The organism is Streptomyces sp. NPDC002896, assembly GCF_040295225.1.
Taxonomy (GTDB): Bacteria; Actinomycetota; Actinomycetes; order Streptomycetales; family Streptomycetaceae; genus Streptomyces.
Map to the genome: position 1 here is coordinate 133,868 of NZ_JBEOVA010000006.1, position 24,878 is coordinate 158,745.

The window sequence follows — 24,878 nt, forward strand, 5'->3', positions numbered from 1 at the left end:
CAACAGGCAGCGTGGACGCGGGCGCAGCGAAGATGGTGCCGGGCCGAGGCGGTGGCCGCGGCCGTCGGAGGAGGTCATACCGCCCCGGCGTGGCGGTATGACCAAGAGAACATAGCTGCAGCGGGATGGGCAATGGTCAGCCCGTACCGCCCTGTTCAAGGATGGACGCCATGACCTTCCTCTCCGCTGCCCCGCTGCCGGCCGATGTCCTGACCGCGTTCGCCGACGGATCGCTGCGGGTGATCGATTTGACCGCCCCGCTGTCCGCCGCGACCCCCGTCCTGCCGCTGCCGGACGGAATGGTCCCCATCCCGCGTTTCCGGCTGGAGCAACTCGCCCACTACGACATGCCGAACGAGATCTCCCTGCAGAACGGCATCCACACCGGCGAGCACGTCGGCACCCACTTCGACGCTCCGCTGCACTGGGAGACCGGACGGGACGGCGAGGACGTCGGGAGCGTCCCGGCCGGCAAGCTCGTGGCCCCCGCGGTGGTCATCGACAAGAGCGCCGAGTGCGCCGCGAACCCGGACTACCTGCTCACCGTCGAGGACATCGTGGACTGGCAGGCGAGCAACGGCCCGCTGCCGGACGGCGGCTGGCTGCTCTACCGCACCGGCTGGGACGCCCGCTCGCACGACCAGGACCTCTTCCTGAACGCCGACGCCGAAGGCCCGCATACCCCGGGCATCCATCCCGACTGCGCCCGCTGGCTGGCCGAAGAGGCACCCGTCACGGGCCTGGGCGTGGAGACCGTCGGCACCGACGCCGGGCAGGCCTTCCGCTTCGACCCGCCCTTCCCCGCCCACTCCCATCTGCTGGGACGCGGCAAGTACGGCGTCACCCAACTCCAGAACCTGGCCCAACTGCCGCCGGTCGGCGCCGTACTGATCGTCGCGCCGCTCAGGATCGTCGGCGGCTCCGGCAGCCCGGCCCGGGTGCTCGCCCTCGTCGGCGGCGGTCCCGACGCGGCCGCAAGCACCCCCGCTTCCCAGAACGGAGAGAACTGACCATGCTGGTACGCGAAGCCATCGGCCGCACACTCCACGACCTCGGCGTCCGCACCGTGTTCGGAGTGGTCGGCAGCGGCAACTTCCACTTCACCGACGCGCTGATACAGGCCGGCGCTCGCTTCGTCGCCGCACGCAACGAGGGCGGCGCCTCCGTGATGGCCGACGCCTACGCCCGGATGAGCGACGAGGTCGCCGTCCTCTCCCTGCACCAGGGCTGCGGGTACACCAACTCCCTCACCGGGATCGCCGAGGCCGCCAAGAGCCGTACCCCCCTGCTCGTGCTCACCGCGGAGGCCACCGAGCCGACGTCCAACTTCTTCATCGACCAGCAAGGCATCGCCCAGGGACTGGGCGCAGTCGCCCTGCGGGTGCGCTCCCCCCGCACCGCCCTCGACGACGTCACCCGGGCCTACGAGCTGTGCGCCCGGGAACGCCGCACCGTCGTACTCAACGTGCCCATCGACGTCCAGGACGAGCCCCTCCCCGAGGGCGCCCGAGCAGTGCCGCGGCCGGCCGTGGGCGACCCGCGCCCCGCCGCTGCCGACGTCGCCGAGTTCGCCCGGCTGCTGCGCTCCGCCCGCCGCCCGGTCTTCGTGGCGGGCCGCGGCGCCCGGACGTCCGGCGGCCGCGAGGCGCTGATCGCGCTGGCCGAGCGGTCCGGGGCGCTGCTGGCCACCTCGGCGGTGGCCCGGGGCCTCTTCCACGACCAGGAGTGGAGCATCGACGTCTCGGGCGGATTCTCCACACCGCTGGCCGCCGAACTCATCGCCGGCGCCGACCTGGTGGTGGGCTGGGGCTGCGCGCTCAACATGTGGACGATGCGGCACGGGCGGCTGATCGCCGACGACGCCACCGTGGTCCAGGTGGATCTGGAACGGGCCGCGATCGGCCGCGTCCGGCCGGTGGACCTCGGCCTGTGGGGCGGTGTCGCCGAGACGGCGGCCGACACGCTGGCCGCCGTCGGCGAGCAGCGGGCGACCGGCTATCGCACCCCGGACATCGCCGCCCGCATCGCCGCCGAAGGTTCCTGGAAGCAGGTCCCCTACCGGGACAAGTCCACCGAGCCCTCCGATCCCGGCACCGGGGCCATCGACCCGCGCACCCTCACCATCGAACTGGACCAGCTGCTGCCCGCCGAGCGGGTCGTCTCGGTGGACTCGGGCAACTTCCTCGGCTACCCCAGCATGTACCTGGACGTCCCCGACCACTACGGCTTCTGCTTCACCCAGGCGTTCCAGTCCGTGGGCCTCGGCCTGTCCACCGCGATCGGTGCCGCACTCGCCCAGCCCGGCCGACTGCCGGTCGCGGCCTGTGGCGACGGCGGTTTCATGATGGGCATATCGGAGCTGGAGACCGTGGTCCGCCTGGGTCTGCCGCTGTTGATGGTGGTCTACAACGACTCCATGTACGGCGCCGAGGTCCACCACTTCGGCCCCGAGTCCCCCGGCCTGTCCACGGTCACCTTCCCCGACACCGACATCGCCGCCATCGCCCGTGGATACGGCTGCGAGGCCCTCACCGTCCGCACTCCCGACGATCTCGGTCCGCTCAAGTCCTGGCTGGAGAACCCGGAACGGCGCCCGCTGGTCATCGACGCCAAGACGTCCTCCACCGAGGGGTCCTGGTGGCTGAGGGAGGCGTTCGGCCACTGACGTTGGCAAGCTGACGCGAAGCGCCGGGAACAGCGGGATGGCTCCCGCTGCTCCCAAGCTGTCGCCGCCACGCCGAAGCCACGGACCGGCTCTTCGCCGGTCCGTGGCTTCGGCGCGCCCGCAGGGGCGTCGCCGCTGAAGCGTCCAGCTATACCCGAGGCGCTATACCGGCGGCGAGGAATGCATTGGTCCGGCATGACACTGCGCCCCCAGAGTGGACGTCATGACGGCAGACACAGGGCGGTGGATCCGCAACTTCGTCGATGGGCGTTTCATCGAGCCCGACGAGAACCACAGCTTCGACAACATCGACCCGGCCACCGGGCTGGTGCACGCCAGCGTCCACGAAGCAGACGCCACGCTCGTGGACCGTGCCATGACGGCGGCCCGGCGCGCGCTGGGCCCTTGGTCGGCCACCCCGGTACGGGAGCGCACCGCGGTCCTGCGCCGCGCGGCCGACCTGGTCGAGGAGCGCTTCGAGGAGTTCGTCTCCGCGGAGAGCGCCGACACCGGCAAGCCCGTCAGCCTCGCCCGCGAACTCGATGTGGCACGGGCGATCGCCAACTTCCGCACCTTCGCCGACGTGGTCGCCGCCGCCGGCCAGGAGTCGTTCCTCACCGACCTGCCCGGCGGGCACCACGCCCTGAACTACGCGGTCCGCAAGCCCCTCGGCGTCGTGGCGGTCATCGTTCCCTGGAACCTGCCGCTCCTCCTGCTGACCTGGAAGGTCGCGCCGGCCCTCGCCTGCGGCAACGCCGTGGTCGTCAAGCCCAGCGAGGAGACCCCGGGCACGGCCACCCTGCTCGCCGAGGTACTGGCGGACGCGGGCCTGCCGGCGGGCCTCTACAACGTCGTCCACGGCTTCGGCGGCGGCTCGGCGGGCGAACACCTGACGACGCATCCGGGCATCGACGGAGTCACCTTCACGGGTTCGTCGGCCACCGGCGCCCATGTGATGCGGACGGTCGCCCCACGGGTCAGGCCGGTCTCCTTCGAACTCGGCGGCAAGAACGCCGCGATCGTCTTCGACGACGCCGACCTGGAGGAGACGCTCACCGGGCTCACCCGGTCCGTGTTCGCCAACACCGGCCAGGTCTGCCTGTGCACCGAGCGGGTCTACGTCCAGCGGTCGGTGTTCGCGGACATCGCAGACGGGCTGGTCGAGCGTGCCCACACGCTGCGGCTGGGCAGCCCACTGGACGAGGCCACCACCACCGGGCCGCTGATCTCGCAGAAGCACCGCGAGAAGGTACGCGGCTACTTCGAGCTGGCCGAACGTTCCGGGGCCAAGATCCTCACCGGCGGCGGTGTCCCCGACATGGGAGCCGAGCTGGCCGGCGGGTCGTGGATCGAACCGACCCTGTGGACGGGGCTGACCAACAAGGACCGCGTGGTGCGCGAGGAGATCTTCGGCCCGGTCGCCGCGCTGATCCCCTTCGACACCGAGGAGGAGGCCATCGCCCTCGCCAACGACACCGACTACGGCCTTGCCGCCTCTGTCTGGACCCGTGACCTGCGGCGCGGGCACCGCGTAGCGCAGGCGATGAACGTGGGCATGGCCTGGGTCAACACCTGGTTCCTGCGTGACCTGCGCTCCCCCTTCGGCGGCGTCGGGCTCTCCGGCATCGGCCGGGAAGGCGGCGAGTCGTCCCTGCACTTCTACACCGAGCCGACGAACGTGTGCGTCCACCTGTGACCGCACTCCCCACCCCGGCGCGCGCCACGGGCGCAGCACCCGTCACCGAAAGGAGCGTCCCGTGATCACACCGGAGACGACACACGTACTGGCCCAGCGGCTCGACGAGGCACAGACCACGCGGACCGACATCCCCAGCCTCGCCGACACGCACGAGTTCGACATCGACGACGCCTACGCGATCCAGGCAGCCCTGCTCGCCCGGCGCGAGGCACGCGGTGAGCGCGTCATGGGCGTCAAGCTCGGCTTCACCAGCAAGGCCAAGATGGCGCAGATGGGCGTCTCCGACGTCATCGTCGGACGGCTCACGGACGCGATGGCCGTCACCGACGGCGCCGAAGTCGACCTGTCCCGTTTCATCCACCCCAAGGTCGAGCCCGAGGTCGCCTACCGGCTCGCCCGCGACGTCGACCTGGCCGACCCGGCCACGGACATCGAGGCCTGCGTCGACGCGGTCGCCCCCGCGCTGGAGATCATCGACTCCCGCTACCGTGACTTCCGGTTCACTTACGAGGACGTCGTCGCGGACAACACCTCCGCCGCCGGATACGCGGTCGGCCCCTGGCGTCCGATGACGGGCGTCGGCGATCTCGACGTGCGGCTGGTCAGCGGGGCGGAGGAGGCCGTCGGCTCGACCTCGGCCATCCTCGATGACCCGCGTAACGCCCTGCACGCCCTGCTGGACATGTGCCGACGCCGCGGCATCCCGCTGCGCGCCGGGCAGGTTGTGCTGGCCGGCGCGGCCACGGCGGCGCTGCCGCTCGCGCCGGGCGTCACCACCGCCCACGTGGCGGGCCTCGGCTCCGTCAGCGTGCGGGGGGTGCGGGCATGAGCGGCGCACGCGTCATCGCGGGCAAGGCCACACCGCGGGGCCGCTTCCCTCACGTCAAGGTCGCCGGCGACTTCGTCTTCGTCTCCGGTACGAGTTCCCGCCGCCCCGACAACACCTTCGTCGGCGCCGACGTGGACGAGGTGGGCACCACCGACCTCGACGTCCGGGCGCAGACCCGCGCGGTGATCGAGAACATCCGGGACATCCTCGCGGAAGTCGGCGCCGACCTGTCCGACGTCGTGCAGATCACCACCTACCTGGTCTCCATGAACGACTTCGGCGGATACAACGAGGTCTACGGCGAGTTCTTCGACGAGGGCGGCCCCACCCGCACCACCGTGGCCGTGCACCAACTGCCGCACCCCCATCTCCTCATCGAGATCCAGGCCATGGCCCATCTGCCGCGCACCGCGCACCACGGATAGCTCCCTACCCACCGACAGCGACAGGCGACACGGAGGAGACGTCATGACCGACATCCCCGAGACCATCGACTTCCAGGGCTGGATCACCGAGCACGAGCACCTGCTCAAGCCGCCGGTGAACAACAAGACCATGTCCCTGGGCGAGGACTTCATCGTCCAGATCGTCGGCGGCCCCAATCAGCGCACCGACTACCACCTCGACCCGTACGAGGAGTGGTTCTACCAGGTCAAGGGCGACATGCACGTCAACCTCATGACCGAAGACGGACCCCGCACCGTACACATCAAGGAAGGCCACGCCTGGCTGCTCCCGGGCAACACTCCGCACTCGCCGCAGCGGCCCGACCCCGACTCCATCGGGCTGGTCATCGAACGGGTCCGCGAGGAGGGCACGCTGGAGAAGTTCCTCTGGTACTGCCAGGAGTGCTCCGCCCTGATCCATGAAGCGGAACTCCAGGTCCGCGACATCGTGGCGGACCTGCCGCCGGTCTTCCAGGCCTTCTACGACAACGAACAGGCCCGCGTCTGCCCCAAGTGCGGTGCCTTGCACCCCGGGAAGGGCTGATCCGTGGACCGAGTGATCGACGTCCATACCCACTACGTGCCCCGCGGGTGGCCGGACCTGACAGCCGAGGCCGGCCCCGACGCTCCGTGGCTGCGGATCGAGTCGGAGTCCGAAGCCGTGATCATGATGGGTTCGAAGGAGTTCCGGCGCATCCAGGCCGACTGCTGGGACGCCGAGACGCGGCTGCGCGACATGGACGCCGACGGGGTGGCGATGCAGGTGGTCTCGCCGACCCCGGCGTTCTTCACCTACCAGGCCGGCGGCCCGCAGGCGGCGAGGGTCGCGCGGATCTTCAACGACCTGGCCCTGGAGATCACTGCGCCGGCAGCCGACCGGCTCATCCCGTTCTGCCAAGTGCCGCTGCAGGACCCGGACGCCGCCTGCCACGAACTGGAGCGCTGCATCGCGGCCGGACACCGCGGCGTCGAGATCGGCAACCACATCGGCGACCTCGACCTGGACAGCGAGGGCGTCGTCACCTTCCTCCAGCACTGCGCCGCACTGGACGTCCCGGTGTTCGTGCACCCCTGGGACATGGCCGACTCGCCGCGGCTGGACCGGTGGATGGCCCAGTGGCTGACCGGCATGCCGGCCGAGACGCACCTGTCGATCCTGGCTCTGATCCTGGGCGGGGTCTTCGACCGCGTCGACGAGAGCCTGAAGATCTGCTTCGCGCACGGCGGTGGCTCGTTCGCCTTCTGGCTGGGCCGGTTGGAGAACGCCTGGCACCGGCGCAACGACGTCGTCGGCACCTCCGAGCACCCGCCCTCGCACTACCTGGGCCGCTTCTACGTCGACTCGGTCGTCTTCGACGACCGGGCCCTGCGGCTGCTGGTGGACACGGTAGGCGCGGAACGAGTGATGGTGGGCAGCGACTACCCCTATCCGCTGGGCGAGCGCCCCGTGGGCGAGGTGGTGCGCAAGAGCCCGCACCTGGACGACGACGTCCGGCACCTGATCGCCCGCGGAAACGCCGAACGCTACCTGGGGCTCCAGTAACGCGACTGTGTCCGTGACGCCGAGGCCGCAGCACTTATGGGCTGCGGCCTCGGCGTTTGTCGTGGCTGCGGGCCGAGCCGACACCCTCCGGCCTCGGGCGCGGCGACGATCGCGTCACCAAGTGGCCGAATCAGCGACCGGGCACCCGGTATCCGGGTCCTGGACTTCCCCGGCCTCCTGAACATCGACGACCCTGCCGCCCTGGACCTTACGCGGCTGTGGGCGCCGCGCGGGCGGGACTTCCTCCGCGTGCCCATCGGCGTGAACGACCGACACGTGCCGGTACTGCTGGACCTGAACGAGTCCTCCGAGCTGGGCATGGGTCCACACGGCCTACAAGGGCGGCGCCACGTTCGCGCCGTTCGCCGAGCTGCCGCACGTGGCCGGTGTGATCACGAACCTGGAGAACCAGTCCGGGCTAGTCGAGCGCGTCCACACCAGCCTCGCGGGCAACGTCAAGCGATGACAACAGGTGCTGAAGGGCGCCGGGAACGTCGCCGACATCGGCCACTACGCGGCCCTGCGCGCCACCAAGCCGAACCTGGAGCCGCTACCTCACCTGTTCGCGGTCATAGGCGAGTTCGGTGACCTGCTCACCACCAAGCCTGACTTCATCGACCTGTTCCTCTCCATCGGCCGCATCGGCCGCTCCATCGGGGTCCATCTGCTGCTATTCAGCCAGCTATCTCCACTGGCTCGTTCTGGTCCACGGGGCATCCTCTGAGGCTGCCCCGTGGGCTATGCCCCTGACGCCGACTCCGCTCACGCCGGCAAGGCGCAGCCCCGAGTCTCCTGCAGCGAGAAGACCGCCGCCAGCGTCAGCGCGGCGGTGGCCATCAGGAAGAAGGCCGGCGAGAGCGGGTTCCCTGTCCGGTCGATCAGCCAGAGGGCGATGTACGGGGCAGTGCCGCCCACGGCCATGCCGGCCAGGTTGTAGCCCAGTGCGGTGCCGCTGTAGCGGACGCGTGCGCTGAACATCTCGGCGAAGGCGGTGAACGCCACGGCCGCCAGCGCGGCTTCCATGACGCCCAGCAGGATCTGAGCCACGTAAGGGAGGACTCCTCCAGCGTCCAGCAGCATGAACAAGGGATAGGAGAGCGTCAGATAGCCGATCGCACCGGCTGCCAGCACCGGCTTACGGCCCACCGTGTCGGCCAGCAACCCGAACAGCGGGATCACAGCGCATGCCACGAGGAGAGTGGCGACTGTCGACCAGAAGGCGTTGTCCGCCGACAGACCGATGGTCTTCTGCAGGTGGATGGGAATGTAGACGAACGAGATGTAGTAGCCGGAGAAGGTCGCCGTGGACAGCCCGATGGCCGTGAGCAGCGGCAGCGGGTAGCGCTGCACGACCTCCCTGATGGGTGCCTCCGCGACTTCCCCGCGGTCGGCGATCCGGTTGAACTGGTCTGTGTCCTCCAGCTTCGTGCGGATGTAGATCCCGACCAGGCCGAGCGGTAGCGCGAGGAGGAAGGGCACACGCCAACCCCAGGAGTGCATCTGGCCGGTGGTGAGGGTGTGCGTGAGCAGCGCGACCGTCAGCGAGGCGAGCAGGGCGCCCGCGTGTGAGCCGAGCAGGGCGAAGCTGGTCAGCAGGCCTCGGCGGTGGTCGGGCGCGGCCTCGACCAGGTACGAGCCGGCGCCGGCCATCTCGCCGCCCGCCGCGATGCCCTGGGCGCACCTGGCCAGGACGAGCATGGCTGTGGCGCCGGTGCCGATGGCCGCGTAGGTGGGCAGCACGCCTATGGCGAAGCTGGCCACCGCCATCATGATCACCGTGGCGGCGAGCACCTTCTTGCGACCGATACGGTCGCCGAAGTGACCGAAGATCATGCCGCCCGCGGGCCGGAGGACGAACGCGGCTGCGAAGGTGGCGAGCGTCGCCAGCAGGGCCGAGGTCGGGTCGTCGCCGGAGAAGAACACCGTGGCCGTGATCGTGGCCAGGTAGCCGTAGGCGCTGAAGTCGTAGTACTCGACGAGCGATCCGATCGCGGAGGCGATCACGATGCGGGGGTCGGTGCGGGTGGGGGCGACGTCAGCAGGAGTAGACGTGCCGTCCGGAGTCGGCTCGGCCGTGTCCGCGGTGCTTGGTACATCCATGGAGATCTCCCTGTGGCGATCGTGCTGATCGGTGCACTCGTCCGGCTCGCGCGGAGGCGTGCCTGAGGGTCCCGGCCGGGCCTCCCGTGCCCGGCCGGTGTGTTCGGGCGCGGTCAGCGCCTGCCGAGAGTGGCGGCCAGGTGGTTGCCCGTGATCCAGCCGAAGCCGAGGGCTGTCAGCAGGCCGTTGCCGGACATGTAGCCCTCCGAGGTGGGGCCCGAGATGCCGGCTGCTGAGCCGCCGCCCGCGTACAGGCCGGGGATCGGGTGGCCGGAGTGGTGCTGGACGCGGCCGAGGGTGTCTACGAGAAGGCCGCCCTGAGTGGTGAGGACGCCGCGGGTGGCCCAGCCCGCGTACAGCGGGAAGTGGAGCGGGCCGTGGTCGGTGCCGGACGGGTTATCCACTACCGAGACCGATCGGAAGCCGGCCAGCGTCTCGGCGAGGCGGGAATCTGGGAGGCCGGTGGCGGTGGCCAGGGCGCCCAGGGTTTCGTGACGGCGGAAGGCCCCGGCAGCGGCGGACTCGCGCATCAACTCGGAGTGCATCGCGGCCTTGTGGGCGCGTTCGTCCCAGATGAGCAGGGCACGGCCGCCGGGCTGCTCGGCGATGATGCGACCCAGCTTGGAGTAGCCCTGTGCTTTCTCGTCGACGAACCGCCGGCCGTCGGTGCCGACCAGTAGTGCGCCCAGGAACGGCAGCACCGGGTTGAGCCGGGTGCCGTGGCCGGGGACCACCAGGCCGTGCCCGAGGAAGCCGCCCATGTTGCGGGTGGCGGCGCCCAGTTCGAGGCCCCAGCGGATGGCGTCGCCCGTGCTGGTGCTGACGCCGCCGTAGAAGGCGCCGGCCGCGTCGGGGCAGAACTCCGCCATCATGTTCGGGTTCGCCGCGAAGCCGTCGGCGGCCAGTACCACCGCTCGGGCACCGGCGCGGCGCGGCTCCCCGCCGTCGAGCACCTCCACCCCGGTCACGGAGCCGTCCTCGGCGGTCAGCAGCCCGGTGCCCGGCGCGTTGTCGACGAAGACGATGTTGTCGCGGGCCTCGACGGCGCGCCGCAGCGTGGCGATCAGCCGTGCTCCCCCGGCACGGCCCGTGTCTGTGTGCAGCCGGGGCACGCTCTGGCCTGATCGGGCCATGTCCACGCCCAGTTCGACCGGGTGGCCCAGCTCGTCGGCCAGCCACTCCACGTAGTGGGGTGCCACCCGGCACAGGGCGGTGACGATCGGCTCGGCGTCCGGGTCGCCGTTGACGGCGAGGATGTCACGGGCGTGCTGCTCGGGTGAGTCGGAGATGCCGGCGGCCCGTTGGTAGCGGGTGCCCCCGGCGGCCAGACTGCCGCTGGAGAATTGGGAGTTGCAGCCCTCTTTGGTGCTCTTCTCGAACACGGCGACGAGGAGGTCGGGGTTGCGGGCGGCGCGCAGGGCGGCGACAAGGCCGCACGCCCCGCCGCCGACCACCGCGACGTCCACCTCGTAGTCGGCGTCAGACGTCATGTCCGGCTCCCGATGAGGCTTCTGTTCCGGCTCCGGCTCCTGGCCCGAAGTAGAACTCCCGGGCCGCCTTGATCAGCGCCGCGTCCGGCCGCGAGAAGTACAGGCCGGTCCGGGCCGGGTGCAGCCCGGTGCGGCGCCAGGCCTCGGCGCGGACCTCGGCAAGCGCCAGGCCAGTGCCCAGCGAGTCGATGACCGGGACGTCGTCGACTCGCGACACGCCCTGGTCGGCGAGGAAGACATTGAGCGGCCCCTCCCCCGGCACGATCACCTCGGCGCCCTGCGCGATCGCTTTCCTGGCCGCCGTCCGGAACGCCTCGAGCAGCGGCCCCGGGTCGGCGTACGCGGCCATCACGTCGGTGAACTCCCGCTCCACCTGGACGATCGGGCCGACGAGCCGGTCGAATCCGTACGTCGCCATGTTCCGCCGCAGTTGCGGCTCGAGTTCCGCGATGAAGTTGACGATGCCGATGCGGCTGCCCAGCGTGGCCGCGTACGCAACCGAGGCGTTGCCGAAGGCGACGACCGGGATGTCGACGAGGGTGCGGATCTCCTCGAAGCCGGTGTCGGGGATGGTGGCGATGAAGAAGGCGTCGTAGCCCTGCTCCTCGGCGGTCAGGGCGGCCCTGACGAATTGCTCTTTGTGCAGGTTGGTGAGGTAGAGGTGCCTGATGTGGGTGCCCGGATAGGCGCTCGGGTAGGTGCCCGGTGCCATGCCGTGCAGCTCCACGGTGGTGCCCGGCCGGGCGACGGCCTGCAGGTGGCGGGCGAGCGCGTCCCGATAGTGCGGGACGTCGTCCAGGACGGTGAAGCTCTGGTGCCAGATCCGCATGTCCGCTCCTCAGCTCCTCACCGAACTCGCCGTCGCGGCGAGGCCGCCGGCGATGCGGCCGAAGACCGCGCCGCGCAGCACCGAGGTCGAGCCGGTGTAGTTGGTGTAGTACATGCCGGTCAGCTCTCCGGCCGCGTACAGGCCGGGGATCGGGTTGCCGTCGAGGTCCAGTACCTCGGCCCGCTCGTTGGTCTTCAGGCCGCCGAAGGTGAAGACGTTCGAGGCGATGATCGGGTACGCGTGGTAGGGGGCGGCGTCGATTGGCCGGGCCCAGTTGGACTTGGGCGGGGCGAGCCCGTCGGTGGCCAGCCCGTCCGTCGCCAGCGGCCGGAACTCGCCGCCGGGGCACGCCTTGTTGTACTCGGCGATGGTGTCGGCCAGCGCCCGCGCGGGGATCTCCAGCTTGGCCGCCAGCTCCTCCAGGGTCGCCGCGGTGATGGCGGGCTGGTCGCTGCGCACGGCCGCGGCCAGCCCTGGTACGTCCGCGCTGCGGGCGTCGAAGACCGCGTAGGCGATGCCGTCGGTCTGGGCGTGGATGCGCCGGGCGACCCGCTCGTACCAGGCGTCGACGGGCCCGGGCGCCTCATCCGTGAACCGGCAGCCCTCCTTGTTGACCAATATGCCGTATGGGAAAGAAAAGACGGCCGCCTCGGCGACGCCGGAGCGCGGGTCGACCGGCTCGGCGTGGAAGAGGCTGAAGTCGCCGGCGGTGGCCGCCCCGACGGCCAGGCCCATCAGCAGGCCGTCGCCCTTGTTGTAGTGGCCGCCGCGGGCGACCGGGCGCGTGTGCCGGCCGCTGCGGCCGTGGTAACGCGCCATCAGCTCGGCGTTTCCCTCGTAACCGCCGCAGGCGAGCACGACCCGGCCGCGCAGCTCCCGCACGGTACCGCCGGAGGCCGCCCGTACGCCGGTGACCGTGCCGTCGGCGTCCTGCACGAGCGAACGCGCGGTGGTCTCGTACGAGAACGTCACCCCGGCCGCCTCCGCGGCTGCGGTGAGCGCCTCCACCAGGGCCAGACCGCCGCCGACCGGCATGAGCCGGGTGGTGGAGGTGGTCAGAAACGGGGTCGGCAGGGACTCGAACCGCACCCCGTGGGTGGCGATCCAGCGCAGCGTCGGGCCCGCGGACTCGGCCAGCTCACCGACGACCTCCGGGCTCGCGGTGCTCAGCGACTTCAGCGGCGCAGACCAGGAGGCGGGCGCGCGTAGCGACTCCACCATCAGGGATGGGTCCGGGTAGCCCGTGAAGTCGCCGAGCAGCCGCTCCTCGAAGTCGTCGGAGACCTCGTCCAGCGACTTCATGCGCAGGAACGCCTCGGTGTGGCGGGTGTTGCCGCCCGCGTCGTGGCGCGGAGCCCGCTCCACCACGGCGACCCGGGCTCCGGCCTCGGCGGCGGCGAGCGCGGCGGTCAGTCCGGCGACGCCGGAGCCGACGACAACGACGTCGCACTCGGTCTCGGGCGCGGTCATGCGGTCCTCCGGCTCAGCTCGGCGATGGTCTCGTCGGCCGTACGCACGGCCGCGAACATCGGCAGGATTCGGGTCATCGCGATGTCATGCAGTTCGGGGTCGAATGAGGCGCACATGTCCTCGACGACGGTCACCTGCAGTCCGCTGTCCACGGCGTACCGGGCGGTCGACTCGACCACCAGGTTGGTGGCGACGCCGCCCAGCACGACATGGCGTACTCCGGCGCCGAGCAGCATCTGCAGCAGCGGGGTGCCGTTGAAGGCGCCCACCCCGCCCTTGTCCAAAACCGGCTCCGCGGGCAGCGGAGCCAGCGGGCTCACGATCTGGGCGCCCGGCGCGGTGGCCAGCATGGCGCGCTCGCGCGGGTAGGCGTCGAAGCGCGCGGAGCGGTTGGTCCGCAGTTCGTAGGAGGGGTCGAAGGCGAGCCGGACGTGCACCACGTAGGCGTCGGCGTCGCGGGCGGCGGTCAGCACCTTCTCGGCGGTGGCCAGCACGCCGCGCTCGGCGACCTGTTCGGCGAGGGCGGGCATCCGCAGGTGCTCGCCCTGCTCGCACAGGGCGACCTGGTAGTCCAGCATCAGCAGGGCCGTGCGGCCCGGCGGGGTCTCGGTCATCTCGGGACTCTTTTCGTTTCGTGCGGAGTACGGCGAGTACGGGTCACCACGCGGACCAGCCGCCGTCGACGTAGACGATCTGGCCCGTCATGTAGCGGCCGGCATCGGAGGCGAGCAGCAGGAGCGGGCCGTCGAGGTCCTCGCCGGGTACGCCGAGCCGGCCGAGCATGGTGCGCTCCGAGAACCAGGCCAGCCGTTCGGGGTCGTCGCCCAGGGCGGCGGTCATCTCGGTGGGGTAGAACACGGCCGGGGCCAGGCAGTTGACCCGTACTCCCTGTCGGCCGAGCTCGGCGGCCATGGAGCGGGTGAGGTTGCCGATGCCTGCCTTCGAGGCGTAGTACGCGGACTCGGGCACGGGCCCGACCCGCTCGGCGTACACCGTTGAGAAGTTGACGATCGTGCCATGCTTCCGCTCGGCCATCAGCCGGCCCGCTGCCCGGTTGAGCAGCCAGGTTCCGGTGAGGTTGACGTCGAGCACGCGCCGCCACTCGTCGAGGGAGGTCTCGAAGACTTCCTTGCGGAGCATCACTCCGGCGGCGTTGACCAGGATGTCGAGGCGCCCGTCGGGGTCGGCGGCGTGCGCGACCAGGGTCTCCACCTGATCCTCGCGGGTGACGTCCACGCGCAGCGCGCGGGCCTTCGCTCCGGCCGCGAGGAGGGTGCCGACGGTGGCGTCCAGGTCGGCGCCGCGCGACGGCAGGTCGGCGACCACCACCTCGGCGCCCTGCCGGGCCAGGGCGAGTGCGGCGTACGCACCGAGCCCGCCCTTCGCCGCCCCGGTGACCAGCGCCCGCCGCCCGGTCAGATCGAACAGGTTGCCGCTCATGCGGACTTCGCCTCCTCGCTCGCCGACAGCCCGGCGATCCGGCCGAAGATCGCGGCCTTGCCGATGGAGGTGCCGGTGACATAGCCGGCGCCGTGCAGTCCGCCGGTGATCTCTCCCGCCGCGTACAGACCGGGGATGACCTCGCCGTACACGTCCAGCACGCGCGCGTGGGGGTCGATGGTCAGGCCGCAGTACGTGGCAAGCACGACGGTTGTGGACGGGTGGGCGTAGAAGGGCGCGGTGGCGATGGGAGTCGGCCTCCCGACTCCGCCCGACAGGGTTCGCCTGCCGAGGGGGTCGGGGGTGCCCTGCTCGATCGCGGTGTTGTACTCCGTGACCGTGGCGGTGAGCGCCTCCGCAGGGATGTCCAGCTGCTTCGCCAGCTCGTCCAGGGTGTCGGCCTGCAGCAGCAGGCCGTTGTCCAACCGGGCGGCGAAGTCGTAGATCGGCACGCTTGGGTCGCTGTGCGCCATCACGCCGGCGTCGAAGATCTGGTGGGCGATGCCCCCGTCCTGTGCGAGACAGGCGTCGCCGATCACCTTGTACGGCAGCGACTCGTCGATGAACCGCCGTCCGTCGCCGTTGACCGCGATCGCGCCCTTGTAGACGGCGAGGATGCCGGTGCCGCCCTCGGCGCCGCCGGGCTCGGGGTGGATGCCGAACGTGCCCTTGATGTACGGGGTGTCCGTCACCCCGGCGCCCGCCTTCCAGGCCATCAGCATCCCGTCACCGGTGCTGCCCGCGCCGCCGCCGCGCAGCGCCCGCTCCATCTGCGGGGCGAACCGGGCGAGCAGCTCGGGGCTCCGGGAGAAGCCGCCGGAGGCGAGGACCACCGCCCGGGCGGCCAGCTTCCCGCCATCCGTGACGACCCCGACCACCCCGCCGTCCTCAACCAGCAGCCGCCGCACCCGGGTCTCGGGCAGGAAGTCGGCGCCGCGTTCCAGTGCCCGGTCCAGCAGGGTCCGGACCAGTACCCGCGTGTCGGTGGGGTGAGAGCGCGGCACACTCTGCCCCGACGCGGCGTGCACCTCGCCGTACGCGATGCCCATGCCGCGAAGCCACCGGTAGGTGGTCAGCTGTTCGGCGCAGTATGTGTCGACCAGGGCCGGGTCGTTGCGGTGCTGCCCGGTCTCCAGTAGGTCGCGGCGGAGTAGCTCGGCATCGTCGGCGACGCCCTCGGTGGCCTGCTCTTCGGTGCCGGCGAAGGCGGACAGGCCCGCGCTGAGCACCGTGCTGCCGCCGATCTCGGGTTGCTTCTCGCAGATCACGACACGGGCCCCGGTCTCCGCTGCGGCCACGGCCGCGGCAAGTCCGGCCAGTCCGGCACCGACCACCACCACATCAGCCATCGCGGAACCTCCTCTCCAGCGCGGTGTATTCGGGGAGTCCGAAGAGGGACTGCCGGTCGGCCCACGGCAGCAGATGCGGCGTACGGCTACTGGTCTCCCCCGCCGTGCGCAGGTGAGCGAGTGCCTCACGGCCGGACTGCAGCATGCTGCGCATCAGGTAGTTGGCGAAAAGTGCAACGGAGAACCCGAGTTCGGCGAGCTCGGCAGCGCTCAGCTCCGGCGTCTTGCCGCCCTCGACGATGTTGGCCACCAGCGGCACACCCGCCAGTTCGGTGCCGATGGTGCGCATCTCCTCGACGCTGCGCGGCGCCTCTATGAAGATCACGTCGGCGCCGGCCTCGACATAGAGGTGGGCGCGCTTGATCGCCTCGTCCAGGCCGAGCACCCCGCGGGCGTCGGTCCGCGCGACGATGACAAGCTCGGAGTCGCCACGAGCGGCGACGGCGGCCTCGATCTTGGCCTGCATCTCATTGGCGCTGACCAGCTGGTGCTCGTCGAAGTGGCCGCAGCGCTTGGCGAGCACCTGGTCCTCCAGCTGCACCGCGGCGGCCCCGGCGGCCTCCAGCAGGCGGACCGTGCGCATCACCGACAGCGGCCCGCCGTAGCCGGTGTCGGCGTCGACGATCAGCGGCAGGTCGGTCGCGGCGGACAGTCGGGCGACGTGGTCCACGACCTCGCGCTGCGAGACCAGCCCGATGTCGGGCAGACCGTACTGGGCGTTGGCGAGACCCGCCCCGGTCACGTACGCGGTGGCGAAACCGGCCTCCTCGACCAGCCGTAGCCCGGCGGCGTCCGTCACCCCGGGGGTGATCAGCGTCTCGCCCGCGGTCAGCAGACGGCGCAGCTCGCGGCGGCGCTGCTCGGCGGAGAGGCCAGGGAGAGTCGCATGGGTGGTCACAGGTGGACCCCCGGCCGGTCCTCGGCGCCCAGGTGCAGAGCGCTGAAGGCCTGGCCCAGCGGGTCGGCGAGCAGGAAGGCATGGCCGACCGCGGCGGTGACGTCCTGGAAGCGGCGGTGCAGCGGGTGGTCGAGGTAGGCGACCCGGCCGCTGGAGGCGCGCATCAGGCGGGTGATGGCGGCGCCTGCCTCCTGCGCGGCGCGGGCGACGTCGTACCGGTAGAAGGCGCGAGCCTCGCGGCTGGGCCACTCGCCGGACTCGGCGACGGCCGTGAGTTCGACGGCGGCGCGGCGCAGCTTGAGCCGCCCGGCATCGACGGCGTAGAGGTTCTCGGCCAGGTGGTTCTGGATGAGTGCGTCGTCGCGCAGCATGCCGCCGTAGTTGGAGCGGCGGGTGCGGGTGGCCTTCACCCACTCGTCGACGAAGCCCTGGGCCGCGCCCAGCGCGCCGGCGGCGATGATGAGGTTGAAGACGACGGCCCACGGCAGCCGGTACAGCGCACCGGAGTTGAGCTCGCGTCCGGGCAGCGGGGCACCCAGGTGGTACGTGTAGTCGACGTGGGACTGGCCCCGGTGTTCGGGCACGAACAGCTCGTCCACCACGATGTCGTTGCTGCCGGTGGCGGCCAGGCCCGCGGTGTGCCAGGTGTCCTCGATCCGGTACTGGTCGCGGTCCAGGATCACCGAGGTGAAGTCGGCGACATCGTGGCCGTTCCACTCCCGGGTGCCGGCGATGCCGCCGAGGATCACCCCGTCGCAGTGCAGGCTGCCGGAGGAGAACGACCAGCGGCCGGAGACCCGGTAGCCGCCGTCGACCCGCTCGATCCTGCCGGTGGGGGTGTAGGAGGAGGCGATCGCCCGGTCGGGGTTCGCACCCCAGATCTCCTGCTGGGTCCGCTCCGGGAAGAGCGCGATCTGCCAGGGGTGCACGCCGACCACGGCGGTGACCCAGCCGGCGGCCGGGTTGGCGCGGCCGACCTCGACGACGGCATCGAGGAACTCGGCCAGGGGCACTTCGCCCCCGCCCCAGCGGGCGGGCTGCAATGCGCGCAGCACGCCGGTTTCGTTCAGCTGTTTCCAGGCGACGTCGGTGAGGCGCCGCTGCCCGGCCCCGGCCGCGTCCTCGGCGGCCAGGGCGGGCGCGGCGGCACGCACCGCTTCAACGATGGACATGTGTTCCTGCCTCAAGAGCGAAAGGAGCGAACGAGCAACGCACGCATGGATGGAGCGTTCGCTACAGGGAAAGTGGCGCAGGGGCCCCTTGGCCGTACGGCATGTGGGATCAGAACGCCGACGGCATATCTGGTCAGGACGCCAGCTGCGCCCGGTAACCGCCGTAGTTCCCGCGGTAGAAGATGAGCGGGCCGCCCGCCTGCTCCGCGCCCAGGTCGAGGACCCGCCCCAGCGCGAGGAAGTGGTCGCCGGCCTCGTGCACGCGCTCCAGCCGGCAGTCGATCCAGGAGATGGCGTCGTCCAGCACCGGGGCACCGGAGGCGCCCGGCTCCCAGCCCAGGGAGCCGAACTTGTCGGCGCCACGGGTGGCGAAGAGCCGGCAGACGTCCTGGTGGTCCTCGCCCAGGACGTTGACGCAGAAGGCGCCCGCCTCCCTGATACGCGGCCAGGTGGTCGAGGACGAGTCGGGGAAGAAGCCGACCAGCGCAGGGCTCAGCGACACCGAGGTGAAGGAGCCGACGGCCATGCCGACCGGCTCGCCCTCGTGCATCGCGGTGACCACGACAACGCCGGTCGGGTAGTTGCCGAGCACCCGCCGGAAGTGCGCGGGGTCGATCGCGCCGGCCGGGCGCGTGCCGCGATCCTGGCTGATCGGCGTCGGAGGCTGCAGGGTTTCGGGCATCGACGATTCCCTTCAGGAGATGTCGGGAGAGCTGTGCGGCCGGAGTGTGCGGCCGGCCCCGGTCAGAAGGTGCCCTGGGCGAAGCCGGAGACCAGGTTGGCGAACATCTCCGGGTACTCGATCTGGCTCCAGTGCCCGCACTTGGGGACGATGTGCAGTCGCGCGTTGGGGATGTGCTGGGCGAGGTAGTGGCTGCACTCGACCGGCACGATCTTGTCCTCGCGGGCCGCGATGACGAGCACGTCCTGCTCGATCTTCGCCAGCTCCTCCGGCAGCCAGCCGATCTTCGGGCCCGCGGTGAAGTCGAAGGTGGCCAGGTGCGAGCGCTTGACCTCCTCACGGGTGGCGCGGGGGACGCGGACCGCGGCGATCTCGTTCAGCCGGTCGCCGAAGGAGGCGGGGTCGTAGACGAAGAGAGAGAGCAGCTCTGCCATCGCCTCCTCGGTCGGGTCGTCGTAGAAGTTGATCAGCTTGGCCAGGCCGGGCAGCGGCTTGAGGCCGGGCATGCCGCCACTGCCCATGAGGATCACCTTGTTGATCCGCTCCGGGCGCTCCAACACCATGGCCAGCGACATCTGGCCGCCGTAGGAGTTGCCGACGAGGGTGACCTTCTCGACGCCCAGCTTGTCCAGCAGCTGCCAGGTGGCCGCGAGCCGGAGCTCCGTGAAGGCGGCCATGCCCCGCGGCGGCGGGTTGGGGTGGTCGGAGTCACCGAAGCCCAGCGTGTCCGGGGCGATGCAGTAGTAGCGGTCCCCCAGGTCGCCGATGAGCTGCTCCCAGTTGGACAGGCCGGTGACGCCCGGGCCGGAGCCGTGCAGGAAGAGCAGCGCCTCCGCCGAGGGGTCGCCTGCGGTGCTCACGTGGAGGGTGTAGTCGCCGACCGGGATGTCGGTGGTGGTGATGCGGGCGGTCATTCCGCGTTCCTCTCAAGGGAGTTCGGCTTGTTGAACAGGGCGAAGGGCAGCTCGTCGCGGTGCTTGGTGCCCTGGTGTCCCCAGATCTTGGTCTGGGTGTAGGTGGCCGGCTCCCAGAGGCTGTCGTCGACCTGCAGGCCGCCGTGCCCGTACTCCAGGTGGAAGCCCGCCGGCGTGTAGAGGTAGAAGGACGTCATCAGGTCGTTGGTGTGCCGGCCGAGCGTCAGCACGATCGGTACGTCGCGCTGCTCGCAGAGGTCGTACGCGGTGCCGACGTCGTCGAGTGAGGCGACCTCGACCATCAGGTGCTGGAAGCCGCTGGCGCCCGGCACCTCGGCGATGGCCAGCGAGTGGTGGCGGCCGTTGACGTGGTAGAACTGCGCGGTCAGCGGTGGGTCGATGATCCGGTCGGACAGCTTGAAGCCGAGCACGTCGGTGAAGAAGTCGTTGGCCTGCTGCATGTCGGGGACGACCAGAACCGCGTGGCCGAGGCCCTGTTCACCGGTGACGAAGCCCGAGATCGCCCGGCCCGGGCGGAAGCTCGCCGGATGGCGTGACTGACCCCAGGTCAGCTCGTGGCGGTTGCCGAACGGATCGATGAACCAGGCCAGACCCGCGACCGCCCGCTCCTGCAGCAGGTCCGGCTTGCCCTCGTGCACCTCGATGCCGAAATCGGTCAGGCGGCGCACCAGCGCGTGGAGGTTGTCCGGCGTACGGACATTCCAGCCGAGGTATTCGTTGGCGTGCTCCTCGCCGGGGTGGATGGCGAGCCGGTAGTCGGCATCGTCGACCTTCAGGCGCACCGCACCGTCGGGGCCGCGCCCGGCCACCTGCATGCCGAGCACCTCGGGGCCGAACGTCAGCCACTCCTCGTAGCCGGGAGAGGAGAAGCCGATGTAGCTGAGGGAGTGGATCACAGTTGCACCTCCGGAGGAGTCGCGCCCAGCGCGCGGGCGGCGTAGGCGAGGCCGACCGCATCCGGGACGAGGAACGCGTGGCCGAGAGCGGTGACGATGTCCTGGTAGCGGCGGTGGAGCGGGTGGTCGAGGTAGGCGACCCGGCCGCTGGAGTTGCGGTACAGATCGGCGATCGCGTCACCGACCAGCTCGCAACCGCGAGTGATGTCCCAGCGGTAGCGGGCCCGTACGTCCTTGCTGATGTGGATCCCGGCCTCGGCGGCCTCGCTGATCTCGATGGCGGCGCGGCGCATCTTCATGATCGCGGCGTCCAGCGTCCAGTAGGCCTGCGCGAGATGGCGCTGCGTCAGCGGGTCGTCGCGGTAGAAGCCGCCCCAGTTGCCCCGCCGACTCTTGTTGATCTCCGTCCACTGGTCCAGGAAGCCCTGGGCCATGCCCAGCGTCGGGGCCACCAGCACGAGGTTGAACAGCGTCGCCCAGGGCAGGGCGTAGCGCGGGCCGGGGTTGGTCTCCTGACCCGGTGCACGGACCCCCGGCACGTACTCGTAGCGGATATGGGAGAGGAACCGGCGGGCGGGGACGAAGGCGTCCTCGACCACGATGTCCTTGCTGCCCGTGGCCTTGAGTCCTGCGGTGTGCCAGTTGTCGTCGATGCGGTACTGGTCCCGCAGCAGGATGATCGAGCCGTAGTCCGGGACCCGGACGCCGTCTGCGACCTCGGTCTCACCGGCCACTCCGCCGAGGATCACGCCGTGTCCGTGGTCGCAGCCCGAGGAGAACGACCAGCGGCCGCTCACCCGGTATCCGCCCTCGACCGGGACGACCTTCCCCGTCGGCGCGTAGGACGAGGACACCATGCGGGCGGCGTCCTCGCCCCACAGCTCCTGCTGGGTCTCCTCCGGGAAGAGTGCGCTCTGCCAGGGGTGGGACCCTACGACCCCGGAGACCCAGCCGGCCGCGGGCGCGACCCGGGCTATCTCGAAGACCGCGTCGAGGAACTCGGCCAGCGGCAGCTCCCCGCCGCCCCAGCGGGCGGGCTGGAGGGCGCGCAGCACCCCGGTCTCCTGGAGGTACTTCCACGTCGTATCGGTGAGGCGCCGTTCTTCCGAGCCCAGTGCCTCTTCGGCAGCCAACTCCGCGGAGAGCTGCCGGACCTTCTCGACGATCGTCACAGACGACCCCTTTCACCACGTCGCTGTAGTGAGAGACGATTCCCTGTAGCGATCGCTACAGGGAGTTCACGAGCCGGAAACCTAGACCCGCTCGGAGTGCTTGGCAAGGGGTCCGGCGGAAGGATCTGCACGGAAACTCCCCGAAGGCCGCTCCGCCCGGGACCCCGGCAGAGCACCGGAGGGCCGCTCGACCAGGGACCCACGTGATAGAAGAAGCACGTGGCCAGGAAGACGGAGCGCACCCACCGACAGGGCGACGAGTCACGCAAGCGGATACTCGAGGCGACCCTGGAGATCGCCGCCGAACGCGGTTACGACGGCACGTCCGTCGCACTCGTCACCGAGCGGACCGGCCTGCCCGCGAGCTCGATCTACTGGCACTTCGGCAACAAGGACGGGCTGATCGCGGCGGTCCTGGAGCACAGCTACCGCGCGTGGCGCGAGCACGCGCCGGACTGGGACTCCGCCGCGGCGCCGGAGCGGCGCGGCGAGACCCTGCAGGCCCTGCTGCGCCAGGTCGACCAGGCGTTCATCGGCAAGCCGGAGTTCTGGCGGCTCGGGCTGATGCTGGCTCTCGGCAAGTTCGCCAAGGAGCCCGCCGCCAGGGCGCGGTTCCTGCAGGTCCGTGGCGAGAGTCTGGAGCGGGTGGCCGGCTGGTGGGCCAGGGTGCTGCCCGCAGAAGTACTCGACGACGCCCCGGCGATTCCGCGCATCCTCGCACAGCTAAACGTCGCGACCACCGACGGCTTCTTCCTCGCCGCCCGGGCCCACGGCGACTGGGACTTCACGCGGCTGCTGCACATGTTCGCGGTGGGGCTGGACGCCGCGGCCGACCTGCTCGTGGACCGTGTGCGGGCCCGCGCCGCACTCCCTCCCGGGATCGCCGGGGATCCGGGCCGGAGCGCCGCCGACTCGCCTGCGGCTACCGCCTCGTCCGGACCGGAGGGGGACAACTCCCGGCTGCGCATCCTTTCCGCGGCCGCCGAGATCGCCGCCGAACGGGGCTACGAGGGGACGAGCATCGCGCGCGTCTGCAAGCGTTCGGGACTGCCGGTTTCGTCCCTGTACTGGTACTTCAAGGACAAGGACGAGCTGTTCGCGTCGGTCCTGGAGCACAGCTTCGAGCAGTGGTCGGCGGGGCAGGCCACGTGGGAGCCGGTCGTCGAACCGGCCGGGCGGGCGGCGGGTCTGCGCGCGACCCTCACCCGGTCCCTGAGCAGCCTCGCCGCGGCGCCGGACTTCATGCGGATCGGCCACATGCTGACGCTGGAGCAGCGCGAGACCGAACCGACCGCCCGCGTGCTGTTCCTCGACATCCGGCGCCGCGTCCTGGAGTCGATGGCCGAATGGTTCTCCGCGAACCTCGGCGAGGGGCCATCGGCCCGCGACCCCGAACTGCCTTTGACGCTGGCGATGTTGCTGATGGCCATCTCGGACGGCCTGTTCATCGCGGAGCAGGTCGGGGACTCCTGGGACCTCGAGACCTTCGTCCACGTCATCGTCGACATGATCGAGGCGATCATCACCGACGCAGCGCCGGCGCTTGCGGCGGGCTGAGAATTCAGCCCGTCCGGCACGATCACACCCCCGTCCGCAGCACCCGCGAAAGCCCCAGCGCAGCGGTCCGTTCCGCTGGCGCGAGCTGCGCAGGTGATACCGGGCCGGGGTACGGCGATCGAGAGTGCGGAGACGGCTGCGGCAGCGATGCAGCCGACGCCGAGGGCTGCCTCCTACTCCTCTTACGCAACGCGGGCGGCACCTCACAGGGGATGTGCCGCCCGCGACTGGGGTCACTCCGGCAGGGGAGCGCGGTAGGCCTCACGCAGTGTCAGGACCGTGGCGAGCGTTACCAGGGCGCAGACCTGTCTCGTCCGATGGGTCGAGTAACTCCCCGGGGGATGAATCGTTCCGGTTGATGTAGGGCGCGGTGATCTTTCCGATGTCGAGTGGGCTCAGCTGGAACCGCATCTGCCGAGGAACCGTGGGCGATGCGGGCGTTGACAGTGTCACCGGCGCGTGATCAATGGGATTCTCTTCCGGCAGCGGACCGGCCTGCCGTGGCGGGATCTGCCGTCCCGCTTCGGGATTGGCAGACGGTCTATGACTGGCATCGCAGGTGGTCCGCAGACGGCACGTGGGAGAGGATCTTGCGCGCCGTCCAAGCCGACCCCGACACCGTGGGCCGGATCGACTGGAGCGTGGACCCCACGGTGTGCCGTGCCCATCAGCATGCCGCCGGGGCTCGTCGCCGGCCAGCCGGGGTGCCGAGGCGGCGCCGTCGCCCTCCGAGCATCGCTGAGGCGGTTGGCCGTTCACGGGGTGGCCTCACGACGAAGATTCATCTGGCGAGTGACAGCGGCCGTCGCCCGCTGGCCGTTCTGATAACCCCCGGACAGTGGGGTGACGCTCCGCCGTTCATGCGGCCGGAAACATTACGGACACGCTGCGTAATGCCGAGACCGGCCGAAAGAACCAGCTGTACCGAGCGCTCGGGCTGTCCATGACCTACCAGCCCGCACAGCGCAAAACGGTGGTCGAGATCGCTCCCGACCACCATTCCATTGGTGAAAATTCTGTGTCCGAGGGGGGACTTGAACCCCCACGCCCGATAAAGGGCACTAGCACCTCAAGCTAGCGCGTCTGCCATTCCGCCACCCGGACTAGGTGTCTGTCGTTCGCGTGGTGTTCCCCGCGGCGACATGGACAACAATACCAAGGTTTCGGAGTGCCCTTCACCTGCGTATCGGTGCGGTGAGCTCGGGATACGACTAGCGCGGGACTGCGTCCCGGACTCTCACGCTGAGTGATCCGGCGGTTACGACCGCGGGGGCTCAGGGGACCGGCCGCACCGGCAGCGGCACGCCCCGCACCGCGAAGTCCTCCGCCACCGCCCGGACCTTGCGACGCTGTTCCCGCGAGAGGCGGACCAGCAGTTGGAAGGCGGTCGCCTCGTCGCAGCCGTGGCTCGCCATGAGCATGCCTTTGGCGCGCTCTATGAGGGCACGACCCTCCAGGGCCTCCTTGAGCTGACGGTTCTCTGTCCTGAGTACCTCCAGGGCGTCGAGCAGACGGAGGACGGAGCGCATCGCCTCCACCGGCGTGGTGGCATGATCCCCAGCACCGTCGGACCCAGCGAAACCAGCGGGCCCACCTGGCCCGGCAGCCCCAGTGAACCCAGCCCTGGCCCCATCGGCCCCAGCGGACCCAGCAGGCCTATGGGACCCAGCGGCCCGGGCGGGCCCCGCGGACCCATAGGACCCATC

General features: G+C 70.6%; 22 protein-coding genes, 1 tRNA gene and 3 pseudogenes. 10 read left to right on the plus strand and 16 right to left on the minus strand.

From position 1 onward, the window contains the following. Positions 1-170 precede the first annotated feature (170 nt). The 8 genes and pseudogenes from ABT009_RS12240 to ABT009_RS12275 all read left to right on the plus strand — a co-directional run. On the plus strand, positions 171-1,010 hold the full coding sequence (locus tag ABT009_RS12240) for a cyclase family protein (RefSeq protein ID WP_351292401.1): 840 nt from the start codon (positions 171-173) through the stop codon (positions 1,008-1,010). 2 nt (positions 1,011-1,012) lie between these two features. Beyond that, the gene (locus tag ABT009_RS12245) at positions 1,013-2,665 is read left to right on the plus strand and encodes a thiamine pyrophosphate-binding protein (RefSeq protein ID WP_351292403.1); all 1,653 of its coding nucleotides are present in this window, start codon (positions 1,013-1,015) and stop codon (positions 2,663-2,665) included. 223 nt (positions 2,666-2,888) lie between these two features. After that, on the plus strand, positions 2,889-4,361 hold the full coding sequence (locus ABT009_RS12250; protein WP_351292405.1) for a 2-hydroxymuconic semialdehyde dehydrogenase: 1,473 nt from the start codon (positions 2,889-2,891) through the stop codon (positions 4,359-4,361). A gap of 61 nt (positions 4,362-4,422) precedes the next feature. Then, positions 4,423-5,193: a 2-keto-4-pentenoate hydratase gene (locus tag ABT009_RS12255; RefSeq protein WP_351292407.1), complete on the plus strand. Its 771-nt coding sequence runs from the start codon at positions 4,423-4,425 to the stop codon at positions 5,191-5,193. Further along, on the plus strand, positions 5,190-5,618 hold the full coding sequence (locus ABT009_RS12260; RefSeq protein ID WP_351292409.1) for a RidA family protein: 429 nt from the start codon (positions 5,190-5,192) through the stop codon (positions 5,616-5,618). The genes ABT009_RS12255 and ABT009_RS12260 overlap by 4 nt, the downstream gene beginning before the upstream one ends. 43 nt (positions 5,619-5,661) lie before the next feature. Next, complete coding sequence (locus ABT009_RS12265; protein WP_351292411.1) at positions 5,662-6,183, plus strand: 3-hydroxyanthranilate 3,4-dioxygenase; 522 nt, start codon at positions 5,662-5,664, stop codon at positions 6,181-6,183. 3 nt (positions 6,184-6,186) lie between these two features. Then, a complete protein-coding gene (locus ABT009_RS12270) occupies positions 6,187-7,182 on the plus strand; it encodes an amidohydrolase family protein (RefSeq protein WP_351292413.1) in 996 nt (331 codons plus the stop codon). 84 nt (positions 7,183-7,266) lie between these two features. After that, positions 7,267-7,864: pseudogene (locus ABT009_RS12275) on the plus strand (FtsK/SpoIIIE domain-containing protein); the annotation flags it as partial. A gap of 80 nt (positions 7,865-7,944) precedes the next feature. On the opposite strand, the gene ABT009_RS12280 reads toward ABT009_RS12275, so the two are convergent. The 13 genes from ABT009_RS12280 to ABT009_RS12340 all read right to left on the minus strand — a co-directional run bounded on the left by ABT009_RS12280 (position 7,945) and on the right by ABT009_RS12340 (position 21,615). Beyond that, positions 7,945-9,282 (minus strand): MFS transporter, encoded by a 1,338-nt coding sequence (locus ABT009_RS12280; protein ID WP_351292415.1) that lies wholly within the window; start codon positions 9,280-9,282, stop codon positions 7,945-7,947. Between the two features lie 113 nt (positions 9,283-9,395). After that, entirely contained in the window at positions 9,396-10,772 is a 1,377-nt protein-coding gene (locus tag ABT009_RS12285) for an FAD-dependent oxidoreductase (RefSeq protein WP_351292417.1), read from the minus strand. Then, positions 10,762-11,601: an aspartate/glutamate racemase family protein gene (locus ABT009_RS12290; RefSeq protein WP_351292419.1), complete on the minus strand. Its 840-nt coding sequence runs from the start codon at positions 11,599-11,601 to the stop codon at positions 10,762-10,764. The genes ABT009_RS12285 and ABT009_RS12290 overlap by 11 nt, the downstream gene beginning before the upstream one ends. A gap of 9 nt (positions 11,602-11,610) precedes the next feature. Further along, positions 11,611-13,071, minus strand: a complete 1,461-nt coding sequence (locus ABT009_RS12295) for an FAD-dependent oxidoreductase (protein WP_351292421.1) — start codon at positions 13,069-13,071, stop codon at positions 11,611-11,613. After that, positions 13,068-13,685, minus strand: coding sequence for a cysteine hydrolase family protein (locus tag ABT009_RS12300; RefSeq protein WP_351292423.1), 618 nt, complete (start codon positions 13,683-13,685; stop codon positions 13,068-13,070). The genes ABT009_RS12295 and ABT009_RS12300 overlap by 4 nt, the downstream gene beginning before the upstream one ends. Before the next feature lie 43 nt (positions 13,686-13,728). Beyond that, positions 13,729-14,511, minus strand: a complete 783-nt coding sequence (locus tag ABT009_RS12305) for an SDR family NAD(P)-dependent oxidoreductase (RefSeq protein ID WP_351292425.1) — start codon at positions 14,509-14,511, stop codon at positions 13,729-13,731. Then, on the minus strand, positions 14,508-15,860 hold the full coding sequence (locus tag ABT009_RS12310) for an FAD-dependent oxidoreductase (protein ID WP_351292427.1): 1,353 nt from the start codon (positions 15,858-15,860) through the stop codon (positions 14,508-14,510). Before ABT009_RS12310 ends, ABT009_RS12305 begins: the two co-directional genes overlap by 4 nt. After that, positions 15,853-16,758, minus strand: a complete 906-nt coding sequence (locus ABT009_RS12315) for an isocitrate lyase/PEP mutase family protein (protein WP_351292429.1) — start codon at positions 16,756-16,758, stop codon at positions 15,853-15,855. Before ABT009_RS12315 ends, ABT009_RS12310 begins: the two co-directional genes overlap by 8 nt. After that, the gene (locus tag ABT009_RS12320) at positions 16,755-17,930 is read right to left on the minus strand and encodes an acyl-CoA dehydrogenase family protein (RefSeq protein ID WP_351292431.1); all 1,176 of its coding nucleotides are present in this window, start codon (positions 17,928-17,930) and stop codon (positions 16,755-16,757) included. The genes ABT009_RS12315 and ABT009_RS12320 overlap by 4 nt, the downstream gene beginning before the upstream one ends. A 133-nt stretch (positions 17,931-18,063) precedes the next feature. Further along, entirely contained in the window at positions 18,064-18,612 is a 549-nt protein-coding gene (locus tag ABT009_RS12325; protein WP_351292433.1) for a flavin reductase family protein, read from the minus strand. A gap of 62 nt (positions 18,613-18,674) precedes the next feature. Continuing rightward, complete coding sequence (locus ABT009_RS12330) at positions 18,675-19,526, minus strand: alpha/beta fold hydrolase (RefSeq protein ID WP_351292435.1); 852 nt, start codon at positions 19,524-19,526, stop codon at positions 18,675-18,677. Continuing rightward, complete coding sequence (locus tag ABT009_RS12335) at positions 19,523-20,443, minus strand: VOC family protein (protein ID WP_351292437.1); 921 nt, start codon at positions 20,441-20,443, stop codon at positions 19,523-19,525. The genes ABT009_RS12330 and ABT009_RS12335 overlap by 4 nt, the downstream gene beginning before the upstream one ends. After that, positions 20,440-21,615 (minus strand): acyl-CoA dehydrogenase family protein, encoded by a 1,176-nt coding sequence (locus ABT009_RS12340; RefSeq protein ID WP_351292439.1) that lies wholly within the window; start codon positions 21,613-21,615, stop codon positions 20,440-20,442. The genes ABT009_RS12335 and ABT009_RS12340 overlap by 4 nt, the downstream gene beginning before the upstream one ends. Positions 21,616-21,834: 219 nt before the next feature. On the opposite strand from ABT009_RS12340, the gene ABT009_RS12345 reads away from it, so the two are divergent. Continuing rightward, positions 21,835-23,172: a TetR/AcrR family transcriptional regulator gene (locus ABT009_RS12345; RefSeq protein ID WP_351292441.1), complete on the plus strand. Its 1,338-nt coding sequence runs from the start codon at positions 21,835-21,837 to the stop codon at positions 23,170-23,172. A 22-nt stretch (positions 23,173-23,194) separates the two neighbouring features. Here the strand turns inward: ABT009_RS12345 and ABT009_RS47445 are convergent. Further along, positions 23,195-23,345: pseudogene (locus ABT009_RS47445) on the minus strand (IclR family transcriptional regulator); the annotation flags it as partial. 172 nt (positions 23,346-23,517) lie between these two features. On the opposite strand from ABT009_RS47445, the pseudogene ABT009_RS12350 reads away from it, so the two are divergent. After that, positions 23,518-24,077: pseudogene (locus ABT009_RS12350) on the plus strand (IS5 family transposase); the annotation flags it as partial. A 114-nt stretch (positions 24,078-24,191) separates the two neighbouring features. Here ABT009_RS12350 and ABT009_RS12355 read toward each other — a convergent pair. Continuing rightward, a tRNA-Leu gene (locus ABT009_RS12355) sits at positions 24,192-24,276 on the minus strand. A 170-nt stretch (positions 24,277-24,446) separates the two neighbouring features. Next, on the minus strand, positions 24,447-24,701 hold the full coding sequence (locus ABT009_RS12360) for an ANTAR domain-containing response regulator (protein ID WP_351292443.1): 255 nt from the start codon (positions 24,699-24,701) through the stop codon (positions 24,447-24,449). Positions 24,702-24,878 lie beyond the last annotated feature (177 nt).

Coding starts and splice junctions, on each gene's coding strand:
- ABT009_RS12325 (WP_351292433.1), bottom strand. CDS start 18,612: ATGCCCGAAACCCTGCAGCCTCCGACGCCGATCAGCCAGGATCGCGGC.
- ABT009_RS12245 (WP_351292403.1), top strand. CDS start 1,013: ATGCTGGTACGCGAAGCCATCGGCCGCACACTCCACGACCTCGGCGTC.
- ABT009_RS12250 (WP_351292405.1), top strand. CDS start 2,889: ATGACGGCAGACACAGGGCGGTGGATCCGCAACTTCGTCGATGGGCGT.
- ABT009_RS12265 (WP_351292411.1), top strand. CDS start 5,662: ATGACCGACATCCCCGAGACCATCGACTTCCAGGGCTGGATCACCGAG.
- ABT009_RS12310 (WP_351292427.1), bottom strand. CDS start 15,860: ATGGCTGATGTGGTGGTGGTCGGTGCCGGACTGGCCGGACTTGCCGCG.
- ABT009_RS12290 (WP_351292419.1), bottom strand. CDS start 11,601: ATGCGGATCTGGCACCAGAGCTTCACCGTCCTGGACGACGTCCCGCAC.
- ABT009_RS12320 (WP_351292431.1), bottom strand. CDS start 17,930: ATGTCCATCGTTGAAGCGGTGCGTGCCGCCGCGCCCGCCCTGGCCGCC.
- ABT009_RS12280 (WP_351292415.1), bottom strand. CDS start 9,282: ATGGATGTACCAAGCACCGCGGACACGGCCGAGCCGACTCCGGACGGC.
- ABT009_RS12295 (WP_351292421.1), bottom strand. CDS start 13,071: ATGACCGCGCCCGAGACCGAGTGCGACGTCGTTGTCGTCGGCTCCGGC.
- ABT009_RS12285 (WP_351292417.1), bottom strand. CDS start 10,772: ATGACGTCTGACGCCGACTACGAGGTGGACGTCGCGGTGGTCGGCGGC.
- ABT009_RS12300 (WP_351292423.1), bottom strand. CDS start 13,685: ATGACCGAGACCCCGCCGGGCCGCACGGCCCTGCTGATGCTGGACTAC.
- ABT009_RS12240 (WP_351292401.1), top strand. CDS start 171: ATGACCTTCCTCTCCGCTGCCCCGCTGCCGGCCGATGTCCTGACCGCG.
- ABT009_RS12305 (WP_351292425.1), bottom strand. CDS start 14,511: ATGAGCGGCAACCTGTTCGATCTGACCGGGCGGCGGGCGCTGGTCACC.
- ABT009_RS12330 (WP_351292435.1), bottom strand. CDS start 19,526: ATGACCGCCCGCATCACCACCACCGACATCCCGGTCGGCGACTACACC.
- ABT009_RS12360 (WP_351292443.1), bottom strand. CDS start 24,701: ATGCGCTCCGTCCTCCGTCTGCTCGACGCCCTGGAGGTACTCAGGACA.
- ABT009_RS12260 (WP_351292409.1), top strand. CDS start 5,190: ATGAGCGGCGCACGCGTCATCGCGGGCAAGGCCACACCGCGGGGCCGC.